Here is a 23,148-nt window from a genome sequence, read left to right as displayed (position 1 = left end):
TCGACGCTACGCAGGCGGGCAATGGCGAGTGAGGGGCTTAAGGCCCTAACCGGCGGTGCCCTCCCGGCGCACACTGAAGTGTCGGCGGCCTCTTGGTGCTGCCGCCCGGATCATGCGATGCAGAACAGACCGCGCCACGGAAAAGAGCAGGATTCAGAATGAACAAACCAATTGTCGTCGGCATTAACGGATCGGCCGGAAGCGAGGCCGCGCTGACGTGGGCCCTGGAGCGGGCGGCCCGGGACAAGCTTCCGGTCATCGCCATCCACGCGGTGGACGACCGCTGGATGTCCCCGGATTTCCAGTACCACGAGTTCATCAGGCAATCGGGTATGGAGCTGCTCCAGAAGGCACAGGCCAGCGCCAGCGAGCAGGCGCCCGACGTCAAGGTGGACATCCAGCTCCGTCATGGCAGCGGCGGCTCGGTCCTGCGGGAGGTTTCCAAGGAAGCGTCCATGGTGGTCGTCGGCGAGCATGACAAGCATTGGATGGACGGCGGTCCAATGACGGACCGTGCCCTGCAGATCGTCTCCGCCTCGGAAATCCCTGCAGCAGTGATCCCGCTGAAACGCGGCGGAGACCACGGAGTGGTGGTTGGTGTGGACGGCTCCGAAGAGTCCCTGCAGGCCGTGAGCTTCGCCGCGGCGGAAGCAGACCGGGGCGGTGACGAGCTGACCGTGGTCCTCGCCTTCCGCAGGCCGGCGCGCTGGGTCGAAAACCAGCTGCCGAACAGCGGGCTCGCCGAAACCATCCTCGAGGAGGACCGGATCGTCCTGGCCGAATCCGTCGCCGGGCTGGGCGACAAGTACCCGGACCTCGTCGTCCACCAGCGACTGGAGACCGACACCGAACCCGCCAAAGCCCTCGTCGAAGCCGCCAAGGACGCCCGGCTTCTCGTGGTGGGCAGCCGTGGCCGCGGAGGCTTCTCCCGGATGTTGCTCGGCTCCACAGCCCACGCCGTACTCCTCAACGTGCCGTGCCCGACCATCGTGACCCGGGTGCACAAGGTCAAGCACGAGGACTGACCGGTAGCGCAGAAAATCGTCTGCAGAAAGGCCCCTCCCTGAAGGGGCCTTTCTGCGGGACGACCCTTGAGGCTTCCCCGGCCGGGTGGGAGGATGATCCAGTGGAACCCGTCTTCGATTTTGTCGGTCACTTCTGGTGGCTCATTTTCCCGCTGAGCGGACTGTTCGGAGGCTGGGCGCGGTCCTGGTCCAGGGCCAGTGAACGCCGTCACCGGCGCCGGGTGGAACTCTACAAACTCCGGAACCAGGCGGCCGACGTGGAGCAGGCCAGCCGGTCCGAGGTCGGGCAGCTCATGGAGGGCCACGACGCCGTCAACCGGCGGTGGCTCGATTACGAACTCGACGTGGGCAAACTCATCGACTTTCCGGTCATGACCGATGTGCGCGAGCCATTGACGGTGGCTTTCCTGCGCGCCAAACGGATGGCCGACGCCTTGCGGCCGCGGACACCCGGGGATATCACGACGGCGGCGCGGCTGGCGGAGTACCGCGAAGCGGTGCACGGCTTCGAACTCGCCTTCGACGTCGCGGAGCGGGAAGCGCGGAGGATCAGGGACAGCAACTTCACCGGTCCGGAACGGGAGCGCCTGGCGACAGCCCGGAAGCTGCTGCGGATCGCGGCGGACGCTGCCGCCACACCGGCGGAGCGGCAAACCGCGTACAAGCGGGCGCGCCGCCAACTGGACGGGCTCATTGTGCTGCCGGACGCTGCACTTGCCGCGCTGGAGGAGAGGATCGCCGGGATGATTGACGCCGGGAGGGCACCCGACCTCCAGCAGGGCTGACGGACCCCTGGTGCAGCAGGAAACCGCGGGGCTGCGTGCGTCCGGCGCTTGTTTTGCCCTGATGTCTTTGCCCCGTACGCTTTATGTCGTCAGGCTACTATGCTGAACGCTGCACTCCCGCCCGGTTAACTCCGTACGAATGTTGTGGCAACGGGGAATGAAACCGCTGACCGTCGACTCTGCAGATTGGGCAACAGGTGGAAATCACCATCATGGTGGCGCTGGTAATAGCGCTGGCGCTTTTCTTTGACTTCACGAACGGATTTCACGACACGGCCAACGCGATGGCCACCCCCATCGCCACCGGTGCCATCAAACCCAAAACGGCAGTAGCCCTCGCGGCCGTGCTGAACCTGGTGGGTGCATTCCTGTCCACGGAAGTGGCCAAGACCGTCTCGGGCGGCATCATCAAGGAAGGATCCGACGGGATCCAGATCACACCGGAAATCATCTTCGCGGGCCTCATGGGCGCCATCCTCTGGAACATGATCACCTGGCTGAAGGGCCTGCCGTCGAGTTCCTCGCACGCGCTCTTCGGCGGCCTGATCGGCGCGGCCATCGCCGGCATCGGCATCCACTCGGTGAACTTCGAGAGCCTCATGCAGAAGGTGATCCTCCCGGCGATCTTCGCGCCGATCATCGCCGGCGGCGTAGCGTACCTTTGCACCAAACTGGCCTACGCACTCACCTCCCGCCACGACCCCGAAACCGGCAGCAAGCTCACGCAGAAGCGCGGTGGCTTCCGCACTGGCCAAATCTTCACGTCCAGCCTCGTTGCCCTCGCCCACGGCACCAACGACGCACAAAAGACCATGGGCATCATCACGCTTGTGCTGATCGCCGCCGGCACCCAGCAGCCCGGCTCCGGACCTCCGTTCTGGGTCATCGCTTCCTGCGCCCTCGCCATCGCGATTGGCACCTACTCCGGTGGCTGGCGGATCATCCGTACCATGGGATCCGGACTCACGGACGTTAAGCCGGCCCAGGGCTTCGCCGCCGAAAGCAGCACGGCGTCCGCCATCCTGGCGTCCTCGCACCTCGGGTTTGCACTGTCCACCACCCAGGTGGCGTCCGGCTCCGTCATCGGTTCGGGCATGGGCCGCCGCGGCACCACCGTCCGGTGGGGAACCGCCGGAAAGATTGCGCTCGGCTGGCTCTTCACGCTGCCGGCTGCCGGGATTGTGGGGGCCCTGACGGCGCTGCTCGTGAAGACCGGCGTCGGCGGGGTGATCATCGCCGCCGCGGCCGGGACCGCGGCCGTGACCTACATGTTCCTCCACTCGAAGAAGTCGCACGTCGGGCACCACAACGCCGTCGAAGTTGAAGAAGCCGGCGCAGCAGTGCGCTTCCGCAGGAAGAAGGCGCTGGCCGTCAGCCGCGCCAACGACAAGTCGAAGGGCGAAGTTTAATGAAGTGGCTGGAACTGGTTCAAGTGGCGGGCGCAACGCTCGTCGCTGCAGTGACCGTCGTCGTCCTGTACGCCCTGGGGGTCCGTCTCACGGCCATCGCCGGCGACGTCAGTGAACGGAAGCCGGCGTGGGTCCGGCCGCTCGCCTACGCGTGCTTTGGCCTGTGCGGCCTCGCCGTGCTGTTCGGGCTGTACCTGATCATTCCCTACTTCAGCAAGTAGCGCGTTCCCGGAAGCAGCGCGGAGGATGGGCAGCCCGTCCGGGATTGGCTAGGCTGGGGCCATGCCTGGATTCCAGTATTTTGTCGCGTCCTCGCTGGACGGATTCATTGCCACCGCTGATGACGAACTGGACTGGTTGCTCCAGTTCGACGGTTTCGCCGGCGGCAAGGAAAGCTACGACGCCTTTATGGCCGACGTCGGCTGCATCGTGATGGGCGGCGACACCTACGCCTGGCTGCGGAAGCACGAACCCGGCACCTGGCCGTATCCCTCGACGCCGTGCTGGGTTTTCACGCACCACGAACTCTCGGCCCCCCGGGGAGCGGACGTGACGTTTGTCCGGGGGCCCGTCGTTGAATTCGTCGAGGACCTCAAAGCCGAAGCGGCAGGCCGGAACGTCTGGATCGTCGGCGGAGGTGTCCTTGCGGCCCAGTTCGCGGACGCGGGCGCGCTCGACGAGATCATCATTTCGATCATCCCCGTGGTGCTCGGCAACGGCAAAGCGGTGCTGCCCATGGCCGGACCGACGCCGCCTCTGGAGCTGGTTTCGTCGCACACCCTGGGGCGGGGCATCGTGGAGCTGCGGTACCGGTTCGGGAGCAGCCCGGCTTAGACCCTGTGCGGTGCCTACCCGGCGATGTCGCGGATCAGGTTGGTGATGCGCGCCGTTGACAGCCGGCGGCCCTGCTCGTCCGTCATGACGATCTCGTGTGTGGTGAGGGTGCGGCCAAGGTGGATTGCCGTGCACGTGCCGGTCACCGTGCCCGCGGTGATGGCCCGGTGATGCGTTGCGCTGACGTCAATTCCCAGGGCCTGGCGCTTGGGCCCGGCGTGCATTCCGGCGGCAAAGGAACCCAGGGTTTCGGCCAGCACCACGTGGGCGCCGCCGTGCAGGATCCCGGCCACCTGGGTGTTGCCTTCCACCGGCATCGTGCCAACCGTGCGTTCGGGACTCATCTCCAGGAAATGGATCCCCATCTTCACCACCAGGGCTCCCACGCCGTAGTGTCCAAGCCAGCCATGCATTTCCTCGGGAACCCCGGCAGCCGCCAGTTCGGCCGCGTACGGGCCCGGCGTGAAATTGTCCTTCATGGGAACTAGGCTGGCACCTGTGAGCGAAACTACCAAACCGGCCCCTTCCCCCCTTTCGGCAGACACCGCGGCAGACCCGGCACCTGCCCCCGGCACTGCCTCCGTCCTCGTCGCCGAGCCCGCCAGGAAGACCCGCCGCGCCATTGCGGAGGTCTCCGCCACAGAGGCCCCGGTGGTGCCCATCACCGACCAGCCCCGGCTGCTGGTCCTCGACGGCCACTCAATGGCCTTCCGGGCCTTTTATGCGCTGCCGGCCGAGAATTTCGCCACGTCGACGGGCCAGCACACCAACGCCGTCCACGGCTTCACCTCCATGCTGATCAACCTGATCAAAGAGCAGAAGCCCACGCACGTTGCCGTGGCGTTCGACGTCTCCGACGACACGACGTTCCGCAAGGCCGAATACGACGGCTACAAGGGCGGCCGGAACGAGACGCCCCGGGAGTTCAGCGGGCAGATCGACCTGATCGAGAAGGTCATGACGGCCTGGGGCATCAAGACCATCAGCATGCCCGGCTTCGAAGCTGACGACGTTCTGGCCACGCTGGCCGCCCAGGGCGAGGCCGCGGGCTACGAAGTGCTGCTCGTCTCCGGCGACCGCGACACCTTCCAGCTCATCACGGACAACGTCTTCGTGCTCTACCCGAAGACCGGAGTGAGCAATATCCCGCGGATGGACGCCGAGGCCATCGAGGCCAAGTACTTCGTCACGCCCCCGCAGTATTCGGACCTCGCCGCCCTGGTCGGGGAGTCGGCCGACAACCTTCCCGGTGTCCCCGGCGTCGGGCCCAAAACCGCGGCCAAGTGGATCAACCTGTACGGCGGCCTCGAAGGAATCCTGGCGAACCTCGACTCGATCGGCGGCAAGGTGGGCGACGCCCTCCGGGAGCACATCGAGTCCGTCAAGCGGAACCGCCGGCTGAACCGCCTCCTGACCGACCTGGAACTGCCCGTCTCGCTCAAGGAGCTGGAGGAGCCCCGCCCGGACCACGATGCGATCGAGGAGATCTTTGACCGGCTGGAGTTCAAGACCCTCCGCACCAGGCTGTTCGCCCTCTACGGCAACGAAGCCGAGGACGCCGAGCAGGACAGCATCGAAGTCCCGGAATTCTCCACCCTCAGTGACGCGGCGGAGCTCAAGGCGTTCTTCGATGCCGGCAAGGGCCACCGCTCCGCCCTCGCCGTCGACTTCGCGCCGGGCCGCATCGTCGACGACGCCCCGGCCATCGCCGTGCTCCGCAAGGATTCTGCGGCCTACATCGATCTCACGGCGCTCGACGCCGCGGCCGAGTCCGTGCTGGCCGGCTGGCTGCTGGATCCGGAGGCAGCCAAGGTCACACACGGCTTCAAGGCCGCGCTGAAGGCCTTTACCGCCCGTGGCCTCGGGCTGGACGGCGTCGTGGACGACACCTCGATTTCCGGCTACCTGATCCAGCCGGACCGCCGCAGCTACGAACTCGCCGAGCTCGCGCAGCACCACCTCAAGATGACGGTTTCCACGGAGGCCGCTAAAACCGGACAACTGGAGCTCGCCTTCGGGGGAGAGGACGACGGCGCCGCAACCGGCGCGCTCGTGCAGCAGGCCGCCGTCGTGTTCGCCTTGAGCCACCACTTCGAAACGGAGCTGAGGGTCCGGCAGGCGCAGGAGCTGCTGACCAGCCTGGAACTGCCGGTCAGCCGGGTGCTGGCCCGGATGGAACTTGACGGCATCGCCGTGTCCATGGACCGGATGAACGAGCAGCTCGCGGACCTGGCCAAGGTGATCGACAACGCCCAGGAGCTGGCGTTCGCCGCGATCGGGCACGAGGTGAACCTCGGCTCGCCCAAGCAGCTGCAGACGGTGCTGTTCGAGGAACTGGGCCTGCCCAAGACCAAGAAGATCAAGTCCGGCTACACCACCGACGCCGCCTCGCTGAAGAACCTGCTGGAAAAGACCGGCCACGAATTCCTGGTCCAGCTCATGGCCCACCGGGAATCCGCGAAGCTGCGGCAGATGGTCGAATCGTTGAAGAAGTCCGTGGCCGAGGACGGCCGGATCCACACCACCTACGCCCAGAACGTGGCCGCCACCGGGCGGATCTCCTCCAACAACCCGAACCTGCAGAACATCCCGGTCCGCAGCGAGGAAGGCCGCCGCGTGCGGAGCATCTTCGTCGTGAGCGACGGCTACGACTGCATGCTGTCCGCCGACTATTCGCAGATCGAAATGCGGATCATGGCCCACCTTTCCGGCGACCCCGGGCTGATCCAGGCCTACAAGGAGGGCGAGGACCTGCACCGCTACGTCGGCTCGCACATCTTCCATGTGCCCCCGGCCGAGGTCACCAGCGCGATGCGGTCCAAGGTCAAGGCCATGTCCTACGGCCTGGCCTACGGGCTGACGTCGTTCGGACTGTCCAAGCAGCTGGAGATCTCCGTGGACGAGGCCCGGACGCTCATGAAGGAGTACTTCGAGCGTTTCGGGGCGGTCCGCGACTACCTCCGCGGCGTTGTGGAGCAGGCCCGGATCGACGGCTACACCGCCACCATCGAAGGGCGGCGCCGCTACCTGCCGGACCTGACCAGCACCGACCGCCAGCTTCGCGAAATTGCCGAACGGGTGGCCTTGAACTCGCCCATCCAGGGCTCGGCCGCGGACATCATCAAGCGCGCCATGCTGGGCGTCTCCGGCGCGCTGGCCGAACAGGGCCTGAAATCCCGGATGCTGCTCCAGGTCCATGATGAACTGGTCCTCGAAGTGGCCCCTGGCGAGCGTGAGGCCGTGGAGAAGCTCGTGACGGAGCAGATGGGCTCGGCCGCCAGCCTCACCGTTCCGCTGGACGTGCAGATCGGCATCGGTTCCAGCTGGTACGAGGCAGGGCACTAGCCGTCCATTCAGCGCGGTCTCCGGGGCCCCTCCAAGGGGTTCCGGGCACCGCAGGAATTCCAGGGGGAGAACACATGGCAGAGAATTACGAGCTCCGGCGGTTCCGTGCAGCCGAAAAAGGCGAACCGGACTACGCGCTGGGGGTTTCCTGGCTGCGCGGTGTCGGCGTCGGGTTCTACGACGAGCGGCACAAGGACGAGTTCGTGGACAAGGTCATGGCCACGTACCGCGTGGACAACCGTGAAATGACCGGGGTCTACCAGGCCGGTGCCGTCGCAGCCCACTCCCTGTCGGCCGACATTCCCGTGGCAACTTTCGGGACCCTGCGCAAGGACCTGAACGTGGGCTACGGCAGGCAGCTCGAAGCGCAGCTGATCACCGCCGTGACCGTCCGCGGAACCCACCGCCGCCAGGGGCTCCTGCGCCGGATGATGACAGAGGACCTGGCCGCGTCGAAAGCCGACGGCCTGGCGATCGCTGCCCTGACGGCGTCGGAGGCCGCCATCTACGGGCGGTTCGGCTTCGGCGTCGCGACGTTTGAGCGCAGCATCAAGGTCGACACCGGCCCGCGCTTCCGGCTCCGGCACAATCCGACCGGCACCGTGGACATCGCTGACCGGAAGGTCCTGCTGGAGCTGGCACCGGGGGTGTTCGACCGCGTCCACCGGGTCACCCCGGGGTCGATCGTGCGGCAGGACGCGTACCGGCAGCGCAGTTCGGGAACCCTCGGCAGGGACGGCGCGGAGGACGAGTCGATCCGCTGCGCCCTGCACTACGACGCCGACGGCGTGGTGGACGGCTATGTCGCCTACAAGTTCTCCGGCTGGGACACCAAGCCCCACACCATGGACGTCATCGACCTCGTGGCGGCCACCGAGTCCGGCTACCTGGAGCTGTGGCAGTTCCTCGGCAGCCTCGACCTCGTCCAGCGGGTCACATGGGCCGAAGCCCCCGTGGACGATCCGCTGACGTGGGCCCTGGAGGATCCGCGCTGCATCGAGTCCTCCGAGAACGGGGACATGCTCTGGCTCCGGATCCTGGACACAGTTAAGGCCCTGGGTGCGCGACGCTATGCAGCGGACGGCAGCCTGGTCCTGCGCGTCACCGATACCCTGGGCTTCGCGGCCGGCACGTTCACCCTGGGCGTGAGCGCCGGCGAAGCGCGGGTTGCGGCTGCTCCGGAAGGCGCCGAACCGGACCTTACCCTCGACGCCGCGGAACTGGGATCCATCTATCTGGGCGCTGTCTGCCCGGTGACGCTGACGGCCGCCGGCCGGATCGCCGAGCACACTCCCGGGGCCGCGCGGACAGCGCGACTCATGTTCGCCGTCGAACGCGCAGCGCACTGCCTGACGCATTTTTAGTGGCCTCCGCCGTCCAGTTGCGCGGTCCCGTTGCGCTTTGACCGGCGTTGCCGTATACGACTAGACTAAACGGGCGTGTACTACGTGCGCGCATCTTCAATCCACAAATCAGGATGACCCGGCGATATGCCGTGTTCTGTGCCCGGGTCGCCGACCCGGACGCAGCGGTTCGCCTGACCGACTAACTATCCACAACGGAGCCCCTACTACATGACCATCACCTCCACCGAGAAGCCCGGTACCCCCGTAGTCGCTATTAACGACATCGGTACCGCTGAGGACTTCCTCGCAGCAGTCGACGCCACCATCAAGTACTTCAACGACGGAGACCTCGTCGAAGGTACCGTCGTCAAGGTCGACCGCGACGAAGTTCTGCTCGACATCGGTTACAAGACCGAAGGTGTCATTCCCTCCCGCGAGCTGTCCATCAAGCACGACGTTGATCCCGGAGACGTCGTCTCCGTTGGCGATCTCGTCGAAGCCCTGGTGCTCACCAAGGAAGACAAAGAAGGCCGCCTGATCCTCTCCAAGAAGCGCGCTCAGTACGAGCGTGCCTGGGGCGACATCGAGAAGGTCAAGGAAGAAGACGGTGTCGTCACCGGTACCGTCATCGAGGTTGTCAAGGGTGGTCTTATCCTCGACATCGGTCTGCGCGGCTTCCTGCCCGCATCCCTCGTCGAGATGCGGCGTGTGCGCGACCTTGCTCCGTACATCGGTCAGAAGATCGAAGCCAAAATCATCGAGCTGGACAAGAACCGCAACAACGTTGTGCTGTCCCGCCGTGCATGGCTCGAGCAGACCCAGTCCGAGGTCCGCTCCACGTTCCTCAACAAGCTGGAAAAGGGCCAGGTTCGTCCCGGCGTCGTTTCCTCCATCGTCAACTTTGGTGCCTTCGTGGACCTGGGCGGCGTAGACGGCCTCGTTCACGTTTCCGAGCTGTCCTGGAAGCACATCGACCACCCGTCCGAGGTTGTCGAAGTTGGCCAGGAAGTCACCGTCGAGGTCCTCGAGGTCGACCTGGACCGCGAGCGTGTGTCCCTGTCGCTCAAGGCTACGCAGGAAGATCCGTGGCAGACCTTCGCCCGCACCCACGCCCTCGGGCAGGTTGTTCCGGGTAAGGTCACCAAGCTGGTTCCGTTCGGCGCGTTCGTTCGCGTTGAAGACGGCATCGAAGGCCTGGTCCACATCTCCGAGCTCGCCGTGCGCCACGTTGAGCTGGCCGAGCAGGTTGTCTCCGTTGGTGACGAGCTGTTCGTCAAGGTCATCGACATCGACCTCGAACGCCGCCGCATCTCGCTGTCCCTCAAGCAGGCCAACGAGGGCGTCGACGCCGAGTCCACCGAATTCGACCCGGCTCTCTACGGCATGGCCGCTGAGTACGACGAAGAGGGCAACTACAAGTACCCGGAGGGCTTCGATCCGGAGTCCAACGAGTGGCTTGAAGGCTACGAGACGCAGCGCGCCGCCTGGGAGCAGCAGTACGCTGACGCCCAGACCCGCTGGGAAGCCCACAAGAAGCAGGTTGCCCAGCACGCTGCCGACGACGCTGCAGCTGCAACGTCCGGTGAGAGCGACTCCGGCACCACCAGCTACTCCTCCGAGCCGGCTGCAGCCGAGTCCACCACCGGTGGCGGCACGCTCGCTTCAGACGAGGCTCTTGCAGCACTGCGCGAGAAGCTGACCGGCAACTAACTGCCACTGGTTCCCGGGGAGTACGATCCCCGGGGCTTGGCAGTTCGTAGCTTGAAGTAGCACCGTCAAGGTGGCCGTCCCTGTGGGGGCGGCCACTTTGCGTTGTGGGACATGCCCCGTGGGTTTAGGCCCACGGGGACATGCCCAGTGGTGGGTGCTGTGCCCAGGGGGGCATGCCCAGTGGTGGGTGCTGCCATTGAACATGTGGGCTCTATGTCCAACCTTCGGGCCTGGGGCGGGACATGCCCAGAGCTGCTGGTGGTTCCGTGCCGCGCCGGGGGAGCATGCCCGGCCGCCGGCTGGTCGCGGCGAGGGGACATGTCCAGTTCCGGCTCCCGACGTCGGACATGTGGCCACTATGTCCTTTCGCATTCCCTACGGGGGAGCATGTCCGGCGGCATTCGACGATGATGCCTCGACTGAGTTCAAGTTCGAGAACACCCCGATCAACGTGCTGAATTCCTCAAAAGCACCGGAACTCGTAGTCCTCGCCGTGGCGGCTTCCCTCGAGGCAGGTGCCCGGATGCAGTCCACCATCTAGGTCGACGACGCCGGGTGAAATTGCGGCCGCGGCCACGTAGCCATGGGCGGGGACATGTCCAGTCGTGGCGCGTGCGGGTGGGCACAGTGGGACTATGTCCAAGGTCTGGGGCCAGCGTGGGGCATGTGCCGTCCTTGGACGCGAAGCCCAGAACGGGACATGTCCAACTTTGGCCCCGGCGGGTGGGCACAATGGGACTATGTCCAAGGTCTGCGGCCAGCGTGGGGCATGTGCAGTCCTTGGACGCGAGGCCCAGCACGGGACATGTCCAGTCGTGGCGCCTGCGGGTGGGCACAATGGGACTAAGTCCAAGGTCTGCGGCCAGCGTGTGGCATGTCCCCCGGTGGCTTCGTGGCCATGCACGGGGCATGTCCAGTGGCGGGCCGGGCGGGTGGGCACGCGGACCCTAGCGCAGCGCGATCCTGGCCTTGACCGGGACCGCGGCGGCATCGGAGGCTTCGCCTTCCTCCAGCTCGGCCCCGGCTGAGCGCAGGAGGACCAGTGCCGCGGCATTCCCGGCCGTTGTGTCGGCCTCCAGCACCGAAGCCCCGGACGCCGCGGCCCGGTCGATCACGAGGCGAAGGGCCTCCCGGGCGATGCCCCTGCCCCGGAAGCTGCGGCCGAGCCAGATTCCTGTTTCCAGCGCGCCTGCCCCGGTCCGCTTGAGCCGGATGGATCCTGCCAGTTCCCCGTCGGAGCTGATGGCCCAGCTCTTCTGCTGTGCAGGCCCGTCGAGTCCGGCCGCCGCATGGTGGTATTCGCGGAACCAGCTGATCCGGTCCGAGTTCCAGCCGGCGGCGCTGCCCAGGGGAGGGGTTACCTCGTCGGCGTCGGCGTCCTGGATCGCCACGGTCAGGAGTTGCTCCAGGACCGCCTCGGAGACATCGACGAGGCGGACAGCGGCGGGGGTGGGCTCAGCGGCATCGGAGGACTCAGTGCGGGACATCGATCCACTCCGTTTCTCCAGGCAGCAATTCGGCGGTTCCGGCAGACAAGGCGGCGAGCCGTTCGGCCGCCCGGGCAAGATCTGCCGGATCATCCGGCAGGGCTAACCTCAGGACAGTAGTTTGCGCCTCGTAACTGGTTTCGGCCATGACATATCCCGCGGCGCGCAGGTCATTTTCCAGCCGCCCGGCCGCAGTGTGCGGAACGGTGACCGAGCAGATCCGCAGCCGCCGGCGTTGCACCAGCGGCGCCCGGTCCAGTGCCGCGGACACGGATTCCGAGTAGGCCCGGACCAGTCCGCCGGCGCCGAGCAGGATCCCGCCGAAGTACCGCACCACGACGGCGGTCACGTCGCTGAGGTCAGTGACACCGGGCGCGCTTTCGCGTTTCAGCAGCGCATCGAGCATCGGGATGCCCGCGGTGCCGGACGGCTCGCCATCGTCGTTGGAGCGCTGGACGTCGCGGTCCGGACCGAGCACGAACGCGGAGCAGTGGTGCCGCGCGTCGTAAAATTCCCGGCGCAGCCCGGCCAGGACCGACCGTGCGCTCTCCTCGTCCGCGGTGCGGTGCAGCACGGTGATGAAGCGGGAGCGTTTGACCTCGAGCTCGTGGCGGAACTCCAGGCCTGCCGCCAGCGTGGTGTAAACGGTGGCCCTGCTCTCCGGGAAAACCGCATCATCAGCCACCGGATCAGTTTAGTCTGGTGGGGTGCTGAAAATCGGGTTGACGGGCGGCATCGCCTCAGGCAAGTCAGTGGCCGCCTCGCGCCTGCGCGAACTCGGTGCCGTGGTGATCGACGCAGACGCCCTGGCCCGCGAGGTCGTGGAGCCCGGAACGCCGGGGCTCGCCAAGGTGGTGGACGCTTTCAGCAAAGCCGTCCTGACGCACGACGGCGGCCTGGACAGGCCGAAGCTCGGCGCCCTTGTCTTCGGCAACCCGGATCGGCTCGCGGTGCTCAACAGCATCATCCACCCCCTCGTCCGGGAGCGTGCCGCCGCGCTGGCCGCAGCGGCCCCGAAGGGCGGCGTCGTGGTCCAGGACATCCCGCTCCTCGTCGAGACCGGCCAGGGCCACAATTTCCACCTGGTCGTGGTGGTGGACGCCCCGGACGCTGTCCGGGTGCAACGGATGATGCAGCACCGGCACATGACCGCCGCGGACGCGCAGGCCAGGATGGCCGCACAGGCCGGCAGGCAGGACCGGCTGGCAGCGGCAGACGTTGTCCTGGACAACTCAGGATCCAAGGAGGAACTCCGCGACGCCGTGGACCGGCTCTGGAAGTTCCGGCTCGCGCCGTTCGCGGAGAACCTGACCAAGCGCCGCCTCGCGCCGCGGACCGGCGGGCCGGTGCTGACTCCCGCCAACCCGGACTGGCCCGCGCAGGCCGCCCGGTTCATCGCGCGCCTGCGGGCGGCCGCGGCGCCGGACATCCTGGCCCTTGACCATGTCGGTTCCACTGCCGTTCCTGGACTCGCGGCGAAGGACGTTCTTGACCTCCAGCTCGGCGTGGAGGACATGGCCGCCGCGGACCGGATCGCGCCGCTGCTGGCGGAGGCCGGGTTCCCCGCCTGGCCCGGCGTTGTCGCCGATAACCCCAAGCCCCCGCACCCCGACCCGGCGGACTGGCGAAAGCGGCTGCACGGCAACGCGGACCCCGGGCGGGCGGTCAACCTCCACGTCCGGGCGGTGGGATCCCCGGGCTGGCAGTTCGCGCTCTGCTTCCGTGACTGGTTGCGCGACGACGCGGTCGCCCGGGCTGACTACCTCGCCGAGAAGCGCCGGGTCGCCAGGCTGCACGGCGTCGACAAATCCACTGCGGGCTACGCTGCCGACAAGGAAGCCTGGTTCGCCGGGCACGCCGCGGTGCGGATGGAGGAGTGGGTGCAGCGCACCGGCTGGAAACCGCCGTCGTACAGCGCCCCGGAACCGGAGAACCGGCTGGAGAACCGGCCGGGGACGGACCCGGGCGATACCACCCCGGGTACCGCCCAAAGCTGAATCAGGACACAGCGTCGGGGGCCGGCGGTAGATTAGATACATGAGTCTTGCCCAGCAGATCAACCGTGTCGTGGCGCCCTTCGAGGTCATCAGCGAGTTCCAGCCGGCCGGCGACCAGCCGGCCGCGATCGCTGAACTGACCGAACGCATCAAAAACGGAGAAAAGGACGTGGTGCTGCTCGGCGCCACCGGTACCGGCAAGAGCGCGACGACGGCGTGGCTGATCGAACAGGTCCAGCGGCCCACCCTGGTGATGGTGCAGAACAAGACCCTCGCGGCGCAGCTTGTCAACGAATTCCGCGAGCTGCTTCCGAACAACGCCGTCGAGTACTTCGTCTCCTACTATGACTACTACCAGCCGGAAGCCTACGTGGCGCAGACGGACACTTTCATCGAGAAGGACTCCTCCGTCAACGAGGAAGTCGAACGGCTCCGGCACTCCGCCACCAACGCGCTGCTGACCCGCCGGGACGTCATCGTCGTCGCCACGGTGTCCTGCATCTATGGCCTGGGCACCCCGGAAGAGTACATCGCCGGCATGGTGACACTCCGCAAGGGGGCGGAAATGAACCGCGATGACCTGCTCCGGAAATTCGTTTCCATGCAGTACTCCCGCAACGACATGGACTTCCACCGCGGCACGTTCCGTGTCCGCGGCGACACCGTGGAAATCATCCCCATGTACGAGGAGCTTGCGATCCGGATCGAGTTCTTCGGGGACGAGATCGAGAACATCTACACCCTGCACCCGCTCACCGGGGAAATCATCCGGGATGAGACCGAGATGTATGTCTTCCCGGCCTCGCACTACGTGGCCGGCCCGGAACGCATGGGCCGGGCGATCAAGCGGATCGAGGACGAGCTCGCCGTGCGGCTCCAGGTCCTGGAGAGCCAGAACAAGCTCGTCGAGGCGCAGCGGCTGCGGATGCGCACCACCTACGACCTCGAAATGATGCAGCAGATGGGCTTCTGCAACGGCATCGAAAACTACTCCAGCCACATTGACGGCCGCGCCCGCGGGACAGCGCCGCACTGCCTCATCGATTACTTCCCGGACGACTTCCTCCTGGTGATCGACGAATCCCACGTCACCGTCCCGCAGATCGGCGCCATGTACGAGGGCGACATGTCCCGCAAGCGCAACCTCGTGGACCACGGCTTCCGGCTGCCCTCGGCGATGGACAACCGGCCGCTCAAGTGGGACGAGTTCCAGGACCGTGTGGGCCAGACCGTCTACCTCTCAGCCACCCCGGGCAAGTACGAGCTCGGCAAGTCCGACGGTTTCGTCCAGCAGATCATCCGGCCCACCGGGCTCATTGACCCCGAGGTGATCGTGAAGCCCACGAAGGGCCAGATTGATGACCTTCTCGGCGAGATCAAGACCCGCACTGCGAAGAACGAACGCATCCTGGTCACCACCCTGACCAAGCGGATGGCCGAGGACCTCACCGACTATCTGCTGGGGCACGGTGTCAAGGTCGAATACCTGCACTCGGACGTGGACACGCTGCGCCGAGTGGAGCTGCTCCGTGAACTCCGGATGGGCGTCTTCGACGTGCTGGTCGGCATTAACCTCCTCCGTGAGGGCCTGGACCTGCCCGAAGTGTCCCTGGTCAGCATCCTGGATGCGGACAAGGAAGGCTTCCTGCGCTCGGCGACGTCGCTGATCCAGACCATCGGCCGCGCCGCCCGCAACGTCTCCGGCGAGGTGCACATGTACGCGGACCGGATCACCGACTCGATGGCGAAGGCCATCGACGAGACCAACCGCCGCCGCGCGATCCAGGTGGCGTACAACACCGAAAACGGCGTCGACCCGCAGCCGCTGCGGAAGAAGATCGCCGACATCACCGACCAGATCGCCAAGGAGGACGCCGACACCCGCGAGCTCCTCGCCAACGCCGGCAAAGCGCGCGGCAAGGGCAAGGGCGGAGCCAAGGTGCGGGCGGACGGGCTGGCGGCAGCGCCGGCTGAGGACCTTGTCGGCCTGATCGAGCAACTCACCGAACAGATGCATGCCGCCGCCGGGGAGCTCCAGTTTGAGCTCGCCGCGCGGCTCCGTGACGAGGTCGGGGAGCTCAAGAAGGAGCTGCGCCAGATGCAGTCCGCAGGGCACGCCTAAGGTAATGTTGGTCGGACGTAGGGGAGTATCCCAAGCGCTACGATCGTCAACACGCACGGCACAGATGCCCTGCCGGGCGTAGCGGGCAGCCAAAAAGTACCAGGTACGCAGTACCGGACCGCCAGGCCAGTCGGAGAGACTTACACCGCACCGTCACACCCTGCGAAAGGTATCTTCGTGCCCGAACTTCCCGTCTGGTTTGAGATCGGCTCCTTTGTCGCCCTCGGCATCATCCTGGCCATTGACCTGTTGCTGGTGGTGAAACGTCCGCATGAGCCCTCCATGAAGGAAGCCGGCCTGTGGGTGTCGTTCTATATCGCCCTCGCGCTGGTCTTCGCCGGAGCCATGTTCGCCTTCACCGGCCCTGAGTACGGCGGACAGTTCATTGCCGGCTGGGTGACCGAATACAGCCTCAGCATCGACAACCTGTTTGTCTTCATCATCATCATGGCCCGCTTCTCGGTACCCCGTAAGTACCAGCAGGAAGTGCTCATGGTGGGCATCATCATCGCCCTGATCCTGCGCGGCATCTTCATCCTGCTCGGCGCGATCGTGATCGAACAGTTCAGCTGGGTCTTCTACATCTTCGGTGCCTTCCTGCTCTGGACAGCCTGGAAGCAGTCCCAGGACGAGGGCGAAGACGAGGAGGACAAAGAAAACCCGCTCATCGCCCGGATCCGCAAGGTCCTGCCGATGTCGGAGAAGTTCGACGGCGGCAAGCTGCGCACCGTCGTGGACGGCAAAAAGGTCTTCACCCCCATGCTGATCGTCTTCGTGACCATCGGCATGACCGACCTTCTCTTCGCAGTGGACTCCATCCCGGCCATCTTCGGCCTCACCCAGAGCGCCTTCATTGTCTTCACCGCCAACATCTTCGCCCTGATGGGCCTGCGGCAGCTCTACTTCCTGCTCGGCGGGCTGATGAACCGCCTGATCTACCTGAAGCACGCCCTGTCCGTGATCCTCGCGTTCATCGGCGTGAAGCTGATCCTGCACGCCATGCACGTCAACGAACTCCCGTTCATCAACGGTGGCCAGCACATCGAGTGGGCTCCGGAGATCCCGACGTATGTCTCCCTCGCGGTGATCATCGGCACCATCATCATCGCCGTCGTCGCCAGCCTGATCAGCTCCAAGGCCGCAAAGTCGAAGCTGGACACCCGGCTGGAAGAGGACTCCCGCAAGAGCCTGACTGACGCGGAGTAGCCTCACGGTTCGGCTAAGCTCGGACCGTGAAAATCTTCGAACCCAGAGCAGCAGACGGTACGGCGCTGGACCCGCAACGGGTCCAGCGCCGTACCGTTTGGGTGCTCAGCAGCGCCCAGCTCCTCAGCGGAGTGGGCAGCGGCGCCAGCCTGTCGGTCGGGTCCCTGCTGGCCGTCCAGCTCTCCGGCTCGAACGCCTGGGCCGGTTCAGTCACCACCACCATGACCCTCGGCGCCGCCGCGGCCGCCCTGCCCCTCGCCGGACTTGCCGGACGGCACGGGCGGAGGGCCTCCCTCGTCATTGGCCTGCTCGCCGCGATGGCCGGCGCGGTGCTGGTGATCGTCTCTACGGTGACGGGCGTGTTCCCGGTACTGCTGCTGGCAGCTGCCCTGCTGGGACTCGGCACGGCAGCGAACCTGCAGGCCCGCTTCGCCGCCGTCGACCTCGCCGAGCCGGAACACCGCGGCCGTTCCCTGGCCGTGGTGGTGTGGGCCGTGACCATCGGCGCCGTCGCCGGACCCAACCTGGTCCGACCTGGCGCACTCGTGGGGGAGGCCCTCGGCCTGCCGGCGCTGGCGGGGCCCTTTGTGTTCTCGACGGCGGGGCTGGCGCTGGCCGTGCTGCTCCTGCTCATCGGACTGCGGCCGGACCCGTTGCTGCTCGCCGGCCGGCTCCGTTCCGACCGCGAACCGTCCGCCGACGGCGCACCGGCCAAGGGCACTACTGGACGCCGGCGGCGACACGGCCTGCGTCACGGACTGCGCGCCATCCGGGCCTCGCCAAGGGCAGGCCTGGCCCTGCTCGCGGTTATTGCAGCCCATGGCTGCATGGCCGCCGTGATGTCGATGACGCCCCTCCACCTCCAACTGCTGACGGAGGGGCCGCTGGCGGACATGCCGGCCGGCCACGCGCACGCTGCCAGCACCGATGTCCTGGTCCTGATCGGCTTCACCATCTCGCTGCACATCGCCGGGATGTACGCGCTCTCACCGGTCATGGGCTGGCTGACAGACAAGGCGGGCCGGCTCCCGGTCATCCTGCTGGGCCACGGCCTGATCCTGGTCTCAGTCCTCGTGGCCGGCTTCGGCCAGGCCGAACCGGCCCTGGTAACCATCGGCCTGGTGCTGCTTGGGCTGGGCTGGTCCGCAGCGACCATCGCCGGCTCCACCCTGCTGGCCGAAAGCGTCGGCGCAGACGACCGCGTCCTCGTCCAGGGCGTCTCTGACACCATGATGGGCGTCGCAGGCGCGGTCGGCGCTGGGTTCTCCGGGCTGGTGATGAGCGGAGTCGGCTATGCGGGCCTCAACATGGCGGCAGCCGCCGTCGCCGCGGTGGTGTTCACCGTCGCCCTCCTCGCTGCCCTGCGTGCCCGCAGCCTGGCGGCGGCCTGACCGGCGGAGTCAGCCGCCTCGGCTCAGTCCCGTACGGAGCGGGTCAAGCCAAGGAGCCGGGCGAAGATGCCTTCGCCGTCGTCCGCGATGCCGTCATGGTGGAAGTCCGCTGACTCCCAGACCTGCAGTCCGCGGACGGCCGCGGCCGTCCCGAGCGAGAGTCCGCGGTCAACATAGATGTCGTCGGTGTAGACGGCCGCGGCCACCGGCACCGTGTTGAGTGCGAGCCGTCCGGCATCGTAGAGAGGTGGCCAGTCGTCTTTTTCGGCGAGGAGCCGGGCAACGTTCCGCAGCGGCCGGAGGGCGGGATCCTGCTCGAAGTACCAGGGATAGACCATTTCGCCGGTGAGCAAAGGCTCGGGGGCGTCCGGGGAGAACTCCGGGAATTCCTGCAGCACCCGCCAGGCGGCCCAGTCCGTGGATTCGCCCTGGCCGTAGATGGATTCGTGCATGAGCGCGTACAACGGATTGGCGGAGCGCGACACGAGCCCGCGGACCTGGTCCAGGAAGGCGTCCGAAAGCCGGTCGCCGCCGGGTGTGCCGACGAAAGCGTCCTCCAGCAGGTGGTGCAGGGCGTCCACCCGGGTGTTTCCGCCCAGGAAGGATCCGACCATCTGGAAGCGTTCCACAGTGAGCCGTTCGCCGTCGGGCAGGAATTCCTCCGTGGCGCGCAGGTGCCGGGCGATCCGGGTGACCGCCGCACGGTCCTCGGGGTACCGTCCAAAGTACTCGGCGTTGCGTGCCGCCACCCGCTGGAAGGTGGCCTGGTAGACGCGGTCCGCGGGACCCGACAGCGGGGCCAGGCCTCCCGTGATCAGGGCCTCGCGCAGGCCGTCCGGGGAGAAGGAGAGGTACGTGAGGGCGCAGAAGCCGCCGTAGCTCTGGCCGTAGATCGTCCACGGCCCGGAGCCCAGGGCCAGCCGGATGGCCTCGGCGTCGGCGACGATCGAGTCCGCCCGGAAGTGCGCCAGGTAGTCCGCCTGGTCGGCGTCGTTCCCGCGCAGCGGCAGCGTGTTGCGGTCGATCGGAGCGGACAGGCCGGTGCCGCGCTGGTCCAGCATGAGGATGCGGAAGTCCTTCGCGGCGGCCTTGCTCCAGCCGCCGAGCGCGGGAAGCCGGTTGCCGCGGCCGCCCGGCCCGCCCTGCAGGTACAGCAGCCACGGGAGCTGGGCGGCCACTTCCTCGCTGTGGTCCGCGGAAACGTATTCGCGGGCGAAGACGGTGATGGTCTCGCCGGCACCACCGCCGAAGTGGTCCAGCGGCACTTCGAAGTAGTGCTCCGCCGTGCGCATCCCGCGATAGGCATGCCGCGACTTGACCGTGTGCGGGACCGTTGGCTGCGCGGCCTCCAGCAGGTCCGCCCGGGACAGGGCAGCAACCGTCCGGTCAACAACTGTCCGGTCAGCCACGGGCCTGGGCCTTCCGGGCGCCGCCGAAGGCTTCCAGCGCCTCGCCGGTGAGCCGGAAGGTGGACCATTCCTGCATCGGGTGGGCGCCGAGTTTCTTGTAGAAATTGATGGAGGGCTCGTTCCAGTCGAGGACGCTCCATTCGACGCGCGCGTAGCCGCGGTCGACGGCAGTCTCGGCCAGGTGCTGCAGGAGCGCCTTGCCGTGGCCTTCGCCGCGGGCCTCCGGGCGCACGTACAGGTCCTCGAGGTAGATGCCGTGGACGCCTTCCCATGTGGAGTAGTTCAGGAACCAGAGGGCGAACCCCCGGACCTCGCCGGCCCCGTTCTCGGCCATTGCCGCGAATACCCGCGGGTTCTCGCCGAACAGGACCTCGGCAAGCATCTCCGGGGTGTTCCGGACGGCGTCCGGTTCCTTCTCGTAGAGAGCCAGGTCATGGATCATCTGCAGGATTGCGGGGACATCGTTCGCCGTCGCGGGCCGGATTACACTCATTCTCCGAGTTTACTAGGGCCGCCTAGAGCCGGTTCACGTCCGTCACGCGCACGACAGCGGTGCCGGTCTCGTCCGATGCCGCGAGGTCCACCGCCGCGGAGATGCCCCAGTCATTGTTGCCCGCCGGGTCCTCAAAGATCTGCCGGACCTTCCACAGGCCCGGCTCCTCCGTGATCATCAGCAGGCCCGGGCCGCGGGCGTCCGGGCCGGTGCCGATGTCGTCGTGTTCGTCGAAGTAGTCATCCAGCACGTCCTCCCAGCGTTCGGCGTCCCAGCCGGAGCCGGAATCGAGCTCGCCAAGGGCGGTGGCGTCCTCGTCCGCGAAGAGCTCCACCCGGCGGAACATCTCGTTGCGGACCATCACGCGGAAGGCCCGAACGTTGGACGTGAGCGACGGAGGCGGGGGAGGCGGGGCGTCGTGCGGCGTCGGGGCCTTGCCGGAGGTGAGCTCCTCCCATTCATCGAGGAGGCTGGAGTCGACCTGGCGGACCAGCTCGCCGAGCCAGGCGATGAGGTCCTCGAGGTCCTCGCGGAGGGCGTCCTGGGGGACGGTCTGCCGCAGCGCCTTGAAGCCGTCGGCCAGGTAGCGCAGCACGATCCCCTCGGAGCGGGCCAGTCCGTAGAACTGGACGAACTCGCCGAAATTCATGGCCCGTTCGTACATGTCACGGACGATTGATTTGGGCGCGAGTTCGAAGTCACCGATCCACGGTGCGGCCCGGCGGTAGACGTCGAAGGCCTCACCGAGGAGCTCCGCGAGTGGCTGCGGGTAGCTGACGTCGTCGAGCATGGCCATCCGCTGGTCGTAGTCGATCCCGTCGGCCTTCATCGCGGCGACGGCCTCGCCGCGCGCCTTCTTCAGCTGCGCGGACAGGATCTGCCGGGGCTTCTCCAGCGTCGACTCGATGACGGACACAACGTCCAGGGCGTACGACGGCGACTCCGGATCCAGCAGCTCCAGCGCCGCGAGGGCAAAGGGGGACAGCGGCTGGTTCAGGGCAAAGTTGGCCTGCAGATGGACGGTCAGCCGGACGGTGCGGCCGTCGGTGCCCTGCTCCTGAAGCGGGATCCGCTCCACGACACCGGCTGCCAGGAGCTCACGGTAGATGCCCAGGGCCTTCCGCATGAGCTGCAGCTGGGAGGAGCGGGTCTCGTGGTTTTCGGTGAGCAGCCGGCGGGCGGCCTGGAACGGATCGCCCGGCCGTTCCATCAGGTTCATCAGCATCGCGTGGGTCACGGTGAAGCTCGACGTCAGCGGATCCGGGACGGATTCCACCAGGCGCTTGTAGGTCGGTTCGCCCCAGGACACAAAGCCCTCCGGCGGCTTCTTTTTGACCACCTGGCGGAGCTTCTTCTGGTCATCGCCGAACTTGGCCGTGGCCTTGGCCATCGCCTTGACGTTCTCGGTGACATGCTCCGGGGCCTGCACGACGACGGTCCCGGCGGTGTCGTAGCCGGCCCGTCCTGCCCGGCCGGCAATCTGGTGGAATTCGCGGGAGTTCAGCAGCCGGGTGCGGACGCCGTCGTACTTGCTCAGCGCAGTGAGCAGCACGGTGCGGATGGGGACGTTGATGCCCACGCCGAGCGTGTCGGTACCGCAGATGACCTTGAGCAGCCCGGCCTGGGCGAGCTGCTCCACGAGCCGGCGGTACTTCGGCAGCATCCCGGCGTGGTGGACGCCGATGCCGTGCCGGACCAGCCGGTTGAGGGTCTTGCCGAAGCCTGCGGCGAAGCGGAAACCGGCGATGAGCTCGGCGATTTTGTCCTTCTCCTCGCGGGTGCAGACGTTGATGCTCATGAGGTTCTGGGCCCGGTCGATCGCCTCCACCTGGCTGAAATGCACCACGTAGACGGGCACCTGTTTCGTGGCGAGGAGTTCCTCGAGCGTCTCGTGCACGGGCGTCTGCTCGTAGTAGTAGTGCAGCGGGATGGGCCGCTCCACCGAACTGACGGTCGTCGTCGGGCGGCCGGTCAGCCCCGTGATGCCGGCTTCGAAGCGGCTGACGTCGCCGAGCGTGGCGGACATCAGCAGGAACTGCGCCTGGGGGAGCTCCAGCAGCGGGACCTGCCAGGCCCAGCCGCGCTGCGGGTCCGAGTAGAAGTGGAACTCGTCCATGATGACGGCGCCGAGCTCGGCGGCGGCGCCCTCGCGGAGGGCGATGTTGGCCAGGATCTCCGCCGTGCAGCAGATGATCGGGGCATCCTGGTTGACGCCGGAGTCGCCGGTGATCATGCCGACGTTCTCGGCGCCAAAGATCTCGCACAGGGCGAAGAACTTCTCCGAGACGAGGGCCTTGATCGGTGCGGTGTAGTAGCTCCGCTGCCCGCGGGCCATGGCCTGGAAGTGGACCGCGATCGCGACGAGTGACTTTCCCGATCCGGTGGGGGTGGCCAGGATGACGTTGGCGCCGGAGGCAAGCTCCATGATGGCCTCGTCCTGGGCGGTGTACAGGGCCAGCCCGCGGGTTTCCGTCCACTCGACGAAGCGGGTGTAGAGCTCGTCCGGGTCGAGGCCGGTCCGGCCTGGGACCCGGGCGGACGGTGCGGGGAGCTGATCAACAAGTTTCATTGCTCACCAGCTTAGTGGCC

The 23,148-nt window shown here is 66.8% G+C and carries 19 protein-coding genes; 13 read left to right on the top strand and 6 right to left on the bottom strand.

Annotation, left to right across the window (positions count from 1 at the left end; genetic code table 11):
• Positions 1-158 precede the first annotated feature (158 nt).
• The 5 genes from GXK59_RS08710 to GXK59_RS08690 all read left to right on the top strand — a co-directional run bounded on the left by GXK59_RS08710 (position 159) and on the right by GXK59_RS08690 (position 4,053).
• Positions 159-1,025, top strand: a complete 867-nt coding sequence (locus GXK59_RS08710; protein WP_160666047.1) for a universal stress protein — start codon at positions 159-161, stop codon at positions 1,023-1,025.
• Between the two features lie 101 nt (positions 1,026-1,126).
• Positions 1,127-1,810 carry a hypothetical protein gene (locus tag GXK59_RS08705; protein ID WP_160666045.1) on the top strand — a complete coding sequence of 228 codons (684 nt, stop codon included), beginning with the start codon at positions 1,127-1,129 and terminating at the stop codon, positions 1,808-1,810.
• Between the two features lie 197 nt (positions 1,811-2,007).
• Complete coding sequence (locus GXK59_RS08700) at positions 2,008-3,219, top strand: inorganic phosphate transporter (protein ID WP_160666043.1); 1,212 nt, start codon at positions 2,008-2,010, stop codon at positions 3,217-3,219.
• Positions 3,219-3,440, top strand: a complete 222-nt coding sequence (locus GXK59_RS08695; RefSeq protein ID WP_160666041.1) for a hypothetical protein — start codon at positions 3,219-3,221, stop codon at positions 3,438-3,440. Before GXK59_RS08700 ends, GXK59_RS08695 begins: the two co-directional genes overlap by 1 nt.
• A 61-nt stretch (positions 3,441-3,501) precedes the next feature.
• Complete coding sequence (locus tag GXK59_RS08690; protein WP_160666039.1) at positions 3,502-4,053, top strand: dihydrofolate reductase family protein; 552 nt, start codon at positions 3,502-3,504, stop codon at positions 4,051-4,053.
• Between the two features lie 14 nt (positions 4,054-4,067).
• On the opposite strand, the gene GXK59_RS08685 is transcribed toward GXK59_RS08690, so the two are convergent.
• Positions 4,068-4,532 carry a hotdog fold thioesterase gene (locus GXK59_RS08685; RefSeq protein ID WP_160666037.1) on the bottom strand — a complete coding sequence of 155 codons (465 nt, stop codon included), beginning with the start codon at positions 4,530-4,532 and terminating at the stop codon, positions 4,068-4,070.
• Positions 4,533-4,755: 223 nt separating this feature from the next.
• Between GXK59_RS08685 and polA the strand changes: the two genes are divergently transcribed.
• From polA to GXK59_RS08665, 4 genes are all read left to right on the top strand, one after another.
• Positions 4,756-7,398: a DNA polymerase I gene (gene polA / locus GXK59_RS08680; protein ID WP_237393987.1), complete on the top strand. Its 2,643-nt coding sequence runs from the start codon at positions 4,756-4,758 to the stop codon at positions 7,396-7,398.
• A 74-nt stretch (positions 7,399-7,472) separates the two neighbouring features.
• On the top strand, positions 7,473-8,762 hold the full coding sequence (locus GXK59_RS08675) for a GNAT family N-acetyltransferase (protein WP_160666033.1): 1,290 nt from the start codon (positions 7,473-7,475) through the stop codon (positions 8,760-8,762).
• A gap of 210 nt (positions 8,763-8,972) precedes the next feature.
• Entirely contained in the window at positions 8,973-10,454 is a 1,482-nt protein-coding gene (gene rpsA / locus GXK59_RS08670) for a 30S ribosomal protein S1 (protein ID WP_160666031.1), read from the top strand.
• 358 nt (positions 10,455-10,812) lie between these two features.
• Positions 10,813-10,995, top strand: a complete 183-nt coding sequence (locus GXK59_RS08665; RefSeq protein WP_160666029.1) for a hypothetical protein — start codon at positions 10,813-10,815, stop codon at positions 10,993-10,995.
• 406 nt (positions 10,996-11,401) lie between these two features.
• Here GXK59_RS08665 and GXK59_RS08660 read toward each other — a convergent pair whose 3' ends face one another.
• The gene (locus GXK59_RS08660; RefSeq protein ID WP_160666027.1) at positions 11,402-11,941 is read right to left on the bottom strand and encodes a GNAT family N-acetyltransferase; all 540 of its coding nucleotides are present in this window, start codon (positions 11,939-11,941) and stop codon (positions 11,402-11,404) included.
• Positions 11,928-12,626, bottom strand: coding sequence for an IMPACT family protein (locus GXK59_RS08655; protein ID WP_160666025.1), 699 nt, complete (start codon positions 12,624-12,626; stop codon positions 11,928-11,930). Before GXK59_RS08655 ends, GXK59_RS08660 begins: the two co-directional genes overlap by 14 nt.
• A 22-nt stretch (positions 12,627-12,648) precedes the next feature.
• Here GXK59_RS08655 and coaE point away from each other — a divergent pair, with 22 nt between their 5' ends.
• The 4 genes from coaE (at position 12,649) to GXK59_RS08635 (ending at position 18,657) form a co-directional block, all read left to right on the top strand.
• A complete protein-coding gene (coaE, locus tag GXK59_RS08650; protein WP_160666023.1) occupies positions 12,649-13,938 on the top strand; it encodes a dephospho-CoA kinase in 1,290 nt (429 codons plus the stop codon).
• A 40-nt stretch (positions 13,939-13,978) separates the two neighbouring features.
• Positions 13,979-16,060: an excinuclease ABC subunit UvrB gene (gene uvrB / locus GXK59_RS08645; RefSeq protein WP_160666021.1), complete on the top strand. Its 2,082-nt coding sequence runs from the start codon at positions 13,979-13,981 to the stop codon at positions 16,058-16,060.
• A gap of 177 nt (positions 16,061-16,237) precedes the next feature.
• Positions 16,238-17,266 (top strand): TerC family protein, encoded by a 1,029-nt coding sequence (locus tag GXK59_RS08640; RefSeq protein ID WP_160666019.1) that lies wholly within the window; start codon positions 16,238-16,240, stop codon positions 17,264-17,266.
• A gap of 26 nt (positions 17,267-17,292) precedes the next feature.
• Entirely contained in the window at positions 17,293-18,657 is a 1,365-nt protein-coding gene (locus GXK59_RS08635) for an MFS transporter (RefSeq protein ID WP_237393827.1), read from the top strand.
• 23 nt (positions 18,658-18,680) lie between these two features.
• On the opposite strand, the gene GXK59_RS08630 is transcribed toward GXK59_RS08635, so the two are convergent.
• The 3 genes from GXK59_RS08630 to GXK59_RS08620 all read right to left on the bottom strand — a co-directional run bounded on the left by GXK59_RS08630 (position 18,681) and on the right by GXK59_RS08620 (position 23,128).
• A complete protein-coding gene (locus GXK59_RS08630; protein ID WP_160669061.1) occupies positions 18,681-19,949 on the bottom strand; it encodes an alpha/beta fold hydrolase in 1,269 nt (422 codons plus the stop codon).
• 109 nt (positions 19,950-20,058) lie between these two features.
• Entirely contained in the window at positions 20,059-20,559 is a 501-nt protein-coding gene (locus GXK59_RS08625; protein ID WP_160666017.1) for a GNAT family N-acetyltransferase, read from the bottom strand.
• A 22-nt stretch (positions 20,560-20,581) separates the two neighbouring features.
• On the bottom strand, positions 20,582-23,128 hold the full coding sequence (locus GXK59_RS08620; RefSeq protein ID WP_160666015.1) for a DEAD/DEAH box helicase: 2,547 nt from the start codon (positions 23,126-23,128) through the stop codon (positions 20,582-20,584).
• Positions 23,129-23,148: the final 20 nt, after the last annotated feature.

It is taken from the genome of Pseudarthrobacter sp. ATCC 49987 (assembly GCF_009928425.1).
Taxonomy (GTDB): domain Bacteria; phylum Actinomycetota; class Actinomycetes; order Actinomycetales; family Micrococcaceae; genus Arthrobacter.
This window is presented reverse-complemented; position numbering and strand designations above follow the sequence as displayed.

Excerpts from the sequence above, each read along its gene's own strand:
- GXK59_RS08710 (WP_160666047.1), top strand. The coding sequence starts at position 159 with ATGAACAAACCAATTGTCGTCGGCATTAACGGATCGGCCGGAAGCGAG.
- GXK59_RS08695 (WP_160666041.1), top strand. The coding sequence starts at position 3,219 with ATGAAGTGGCTGGAACTGGTTCAAGTGGCGGGCGCAACGCTCGTCGCT.
- GXK59_RS08690 (WP_160666039.1), top strand. The coding sequence starts at position 3,502 with ATGCCTGGATTCCAGTATTTTGTCGCGTCCTCGCTGGACGGATTCATT.
- GXK59_RS08685 (WP_160666037.1), bottom strand. The coding sequence starts at position 4,532 with ATGAAGGACAATTTCACGCCGGGCCCGTACGCGGCCGAACTGGCGGCT.
- polA (WP_237393987.1), top strand. The coding sequence starts at position 4,756 with ATGGCCTTCCGGGCCTTTTATGCGCTGCCGGCCGAGAATTTCGCCACG.
- GXK59_RS08675 (WP_160666033.1), top strand. The coding sequence starts at position 7,473 with ATGGCAGAGAATTACGAGCTCCGGCGGTTCCGTGCAGCCGAAAAAGGC.
- rpsA (WP_160666031.1), top strand. The coding sequence starts at position 8,973 with ATGACCATCACCTCCACCGAGAAGCCCGGTACCCCCGTAGTCGCTATT.
- GXK59_RS08665 (WP_160666029.1), top strand. The coding sequence starts at position 10,813 with ATGTCCTTTCGCATTCCCTACGGGGGAGCATGTCCGGCGGCATTCGAC.
- GXK59_RS08660 (WP_160666027.1), bottom strand. The coding sequence starts at position 11,941 with ATGTCCCGCACTGAGTCCTCCGATGCCGCTGAGCCCACCCCCGCCGCT.
- uvrB (WP_160666021.1), top strand. The coding sequence starts at position 13,979 with ATGAGTCTTGCCCAGCAGATCAACCGTGTCGTGGCGCCCTTCGAGGTC.
- GXK59_RS08630 (WP_160669061.1), bottom strand. The coding sequence starts at position 19,949 with ATGCGCACGGCGGAGCACTACTTCGAAGTGCCGCTGGACCACTTCGGC.
- GXK59_RS08625 (WP_160666017.1), bottom strand. The coding sequence starts at position 20,559 with ATGAGTGTAATCCGGCCCGCGACGGCGAACGATGTCCCCGCAATCCTG.
- GXK59_RS08620 (WP_160666015.1), bottom strand. The coding sequence starts at position 23,128 with ATGAAACTTGTTGATCAGCTCCCCGCACCGTCCGCCCGGGTCCCAGGC.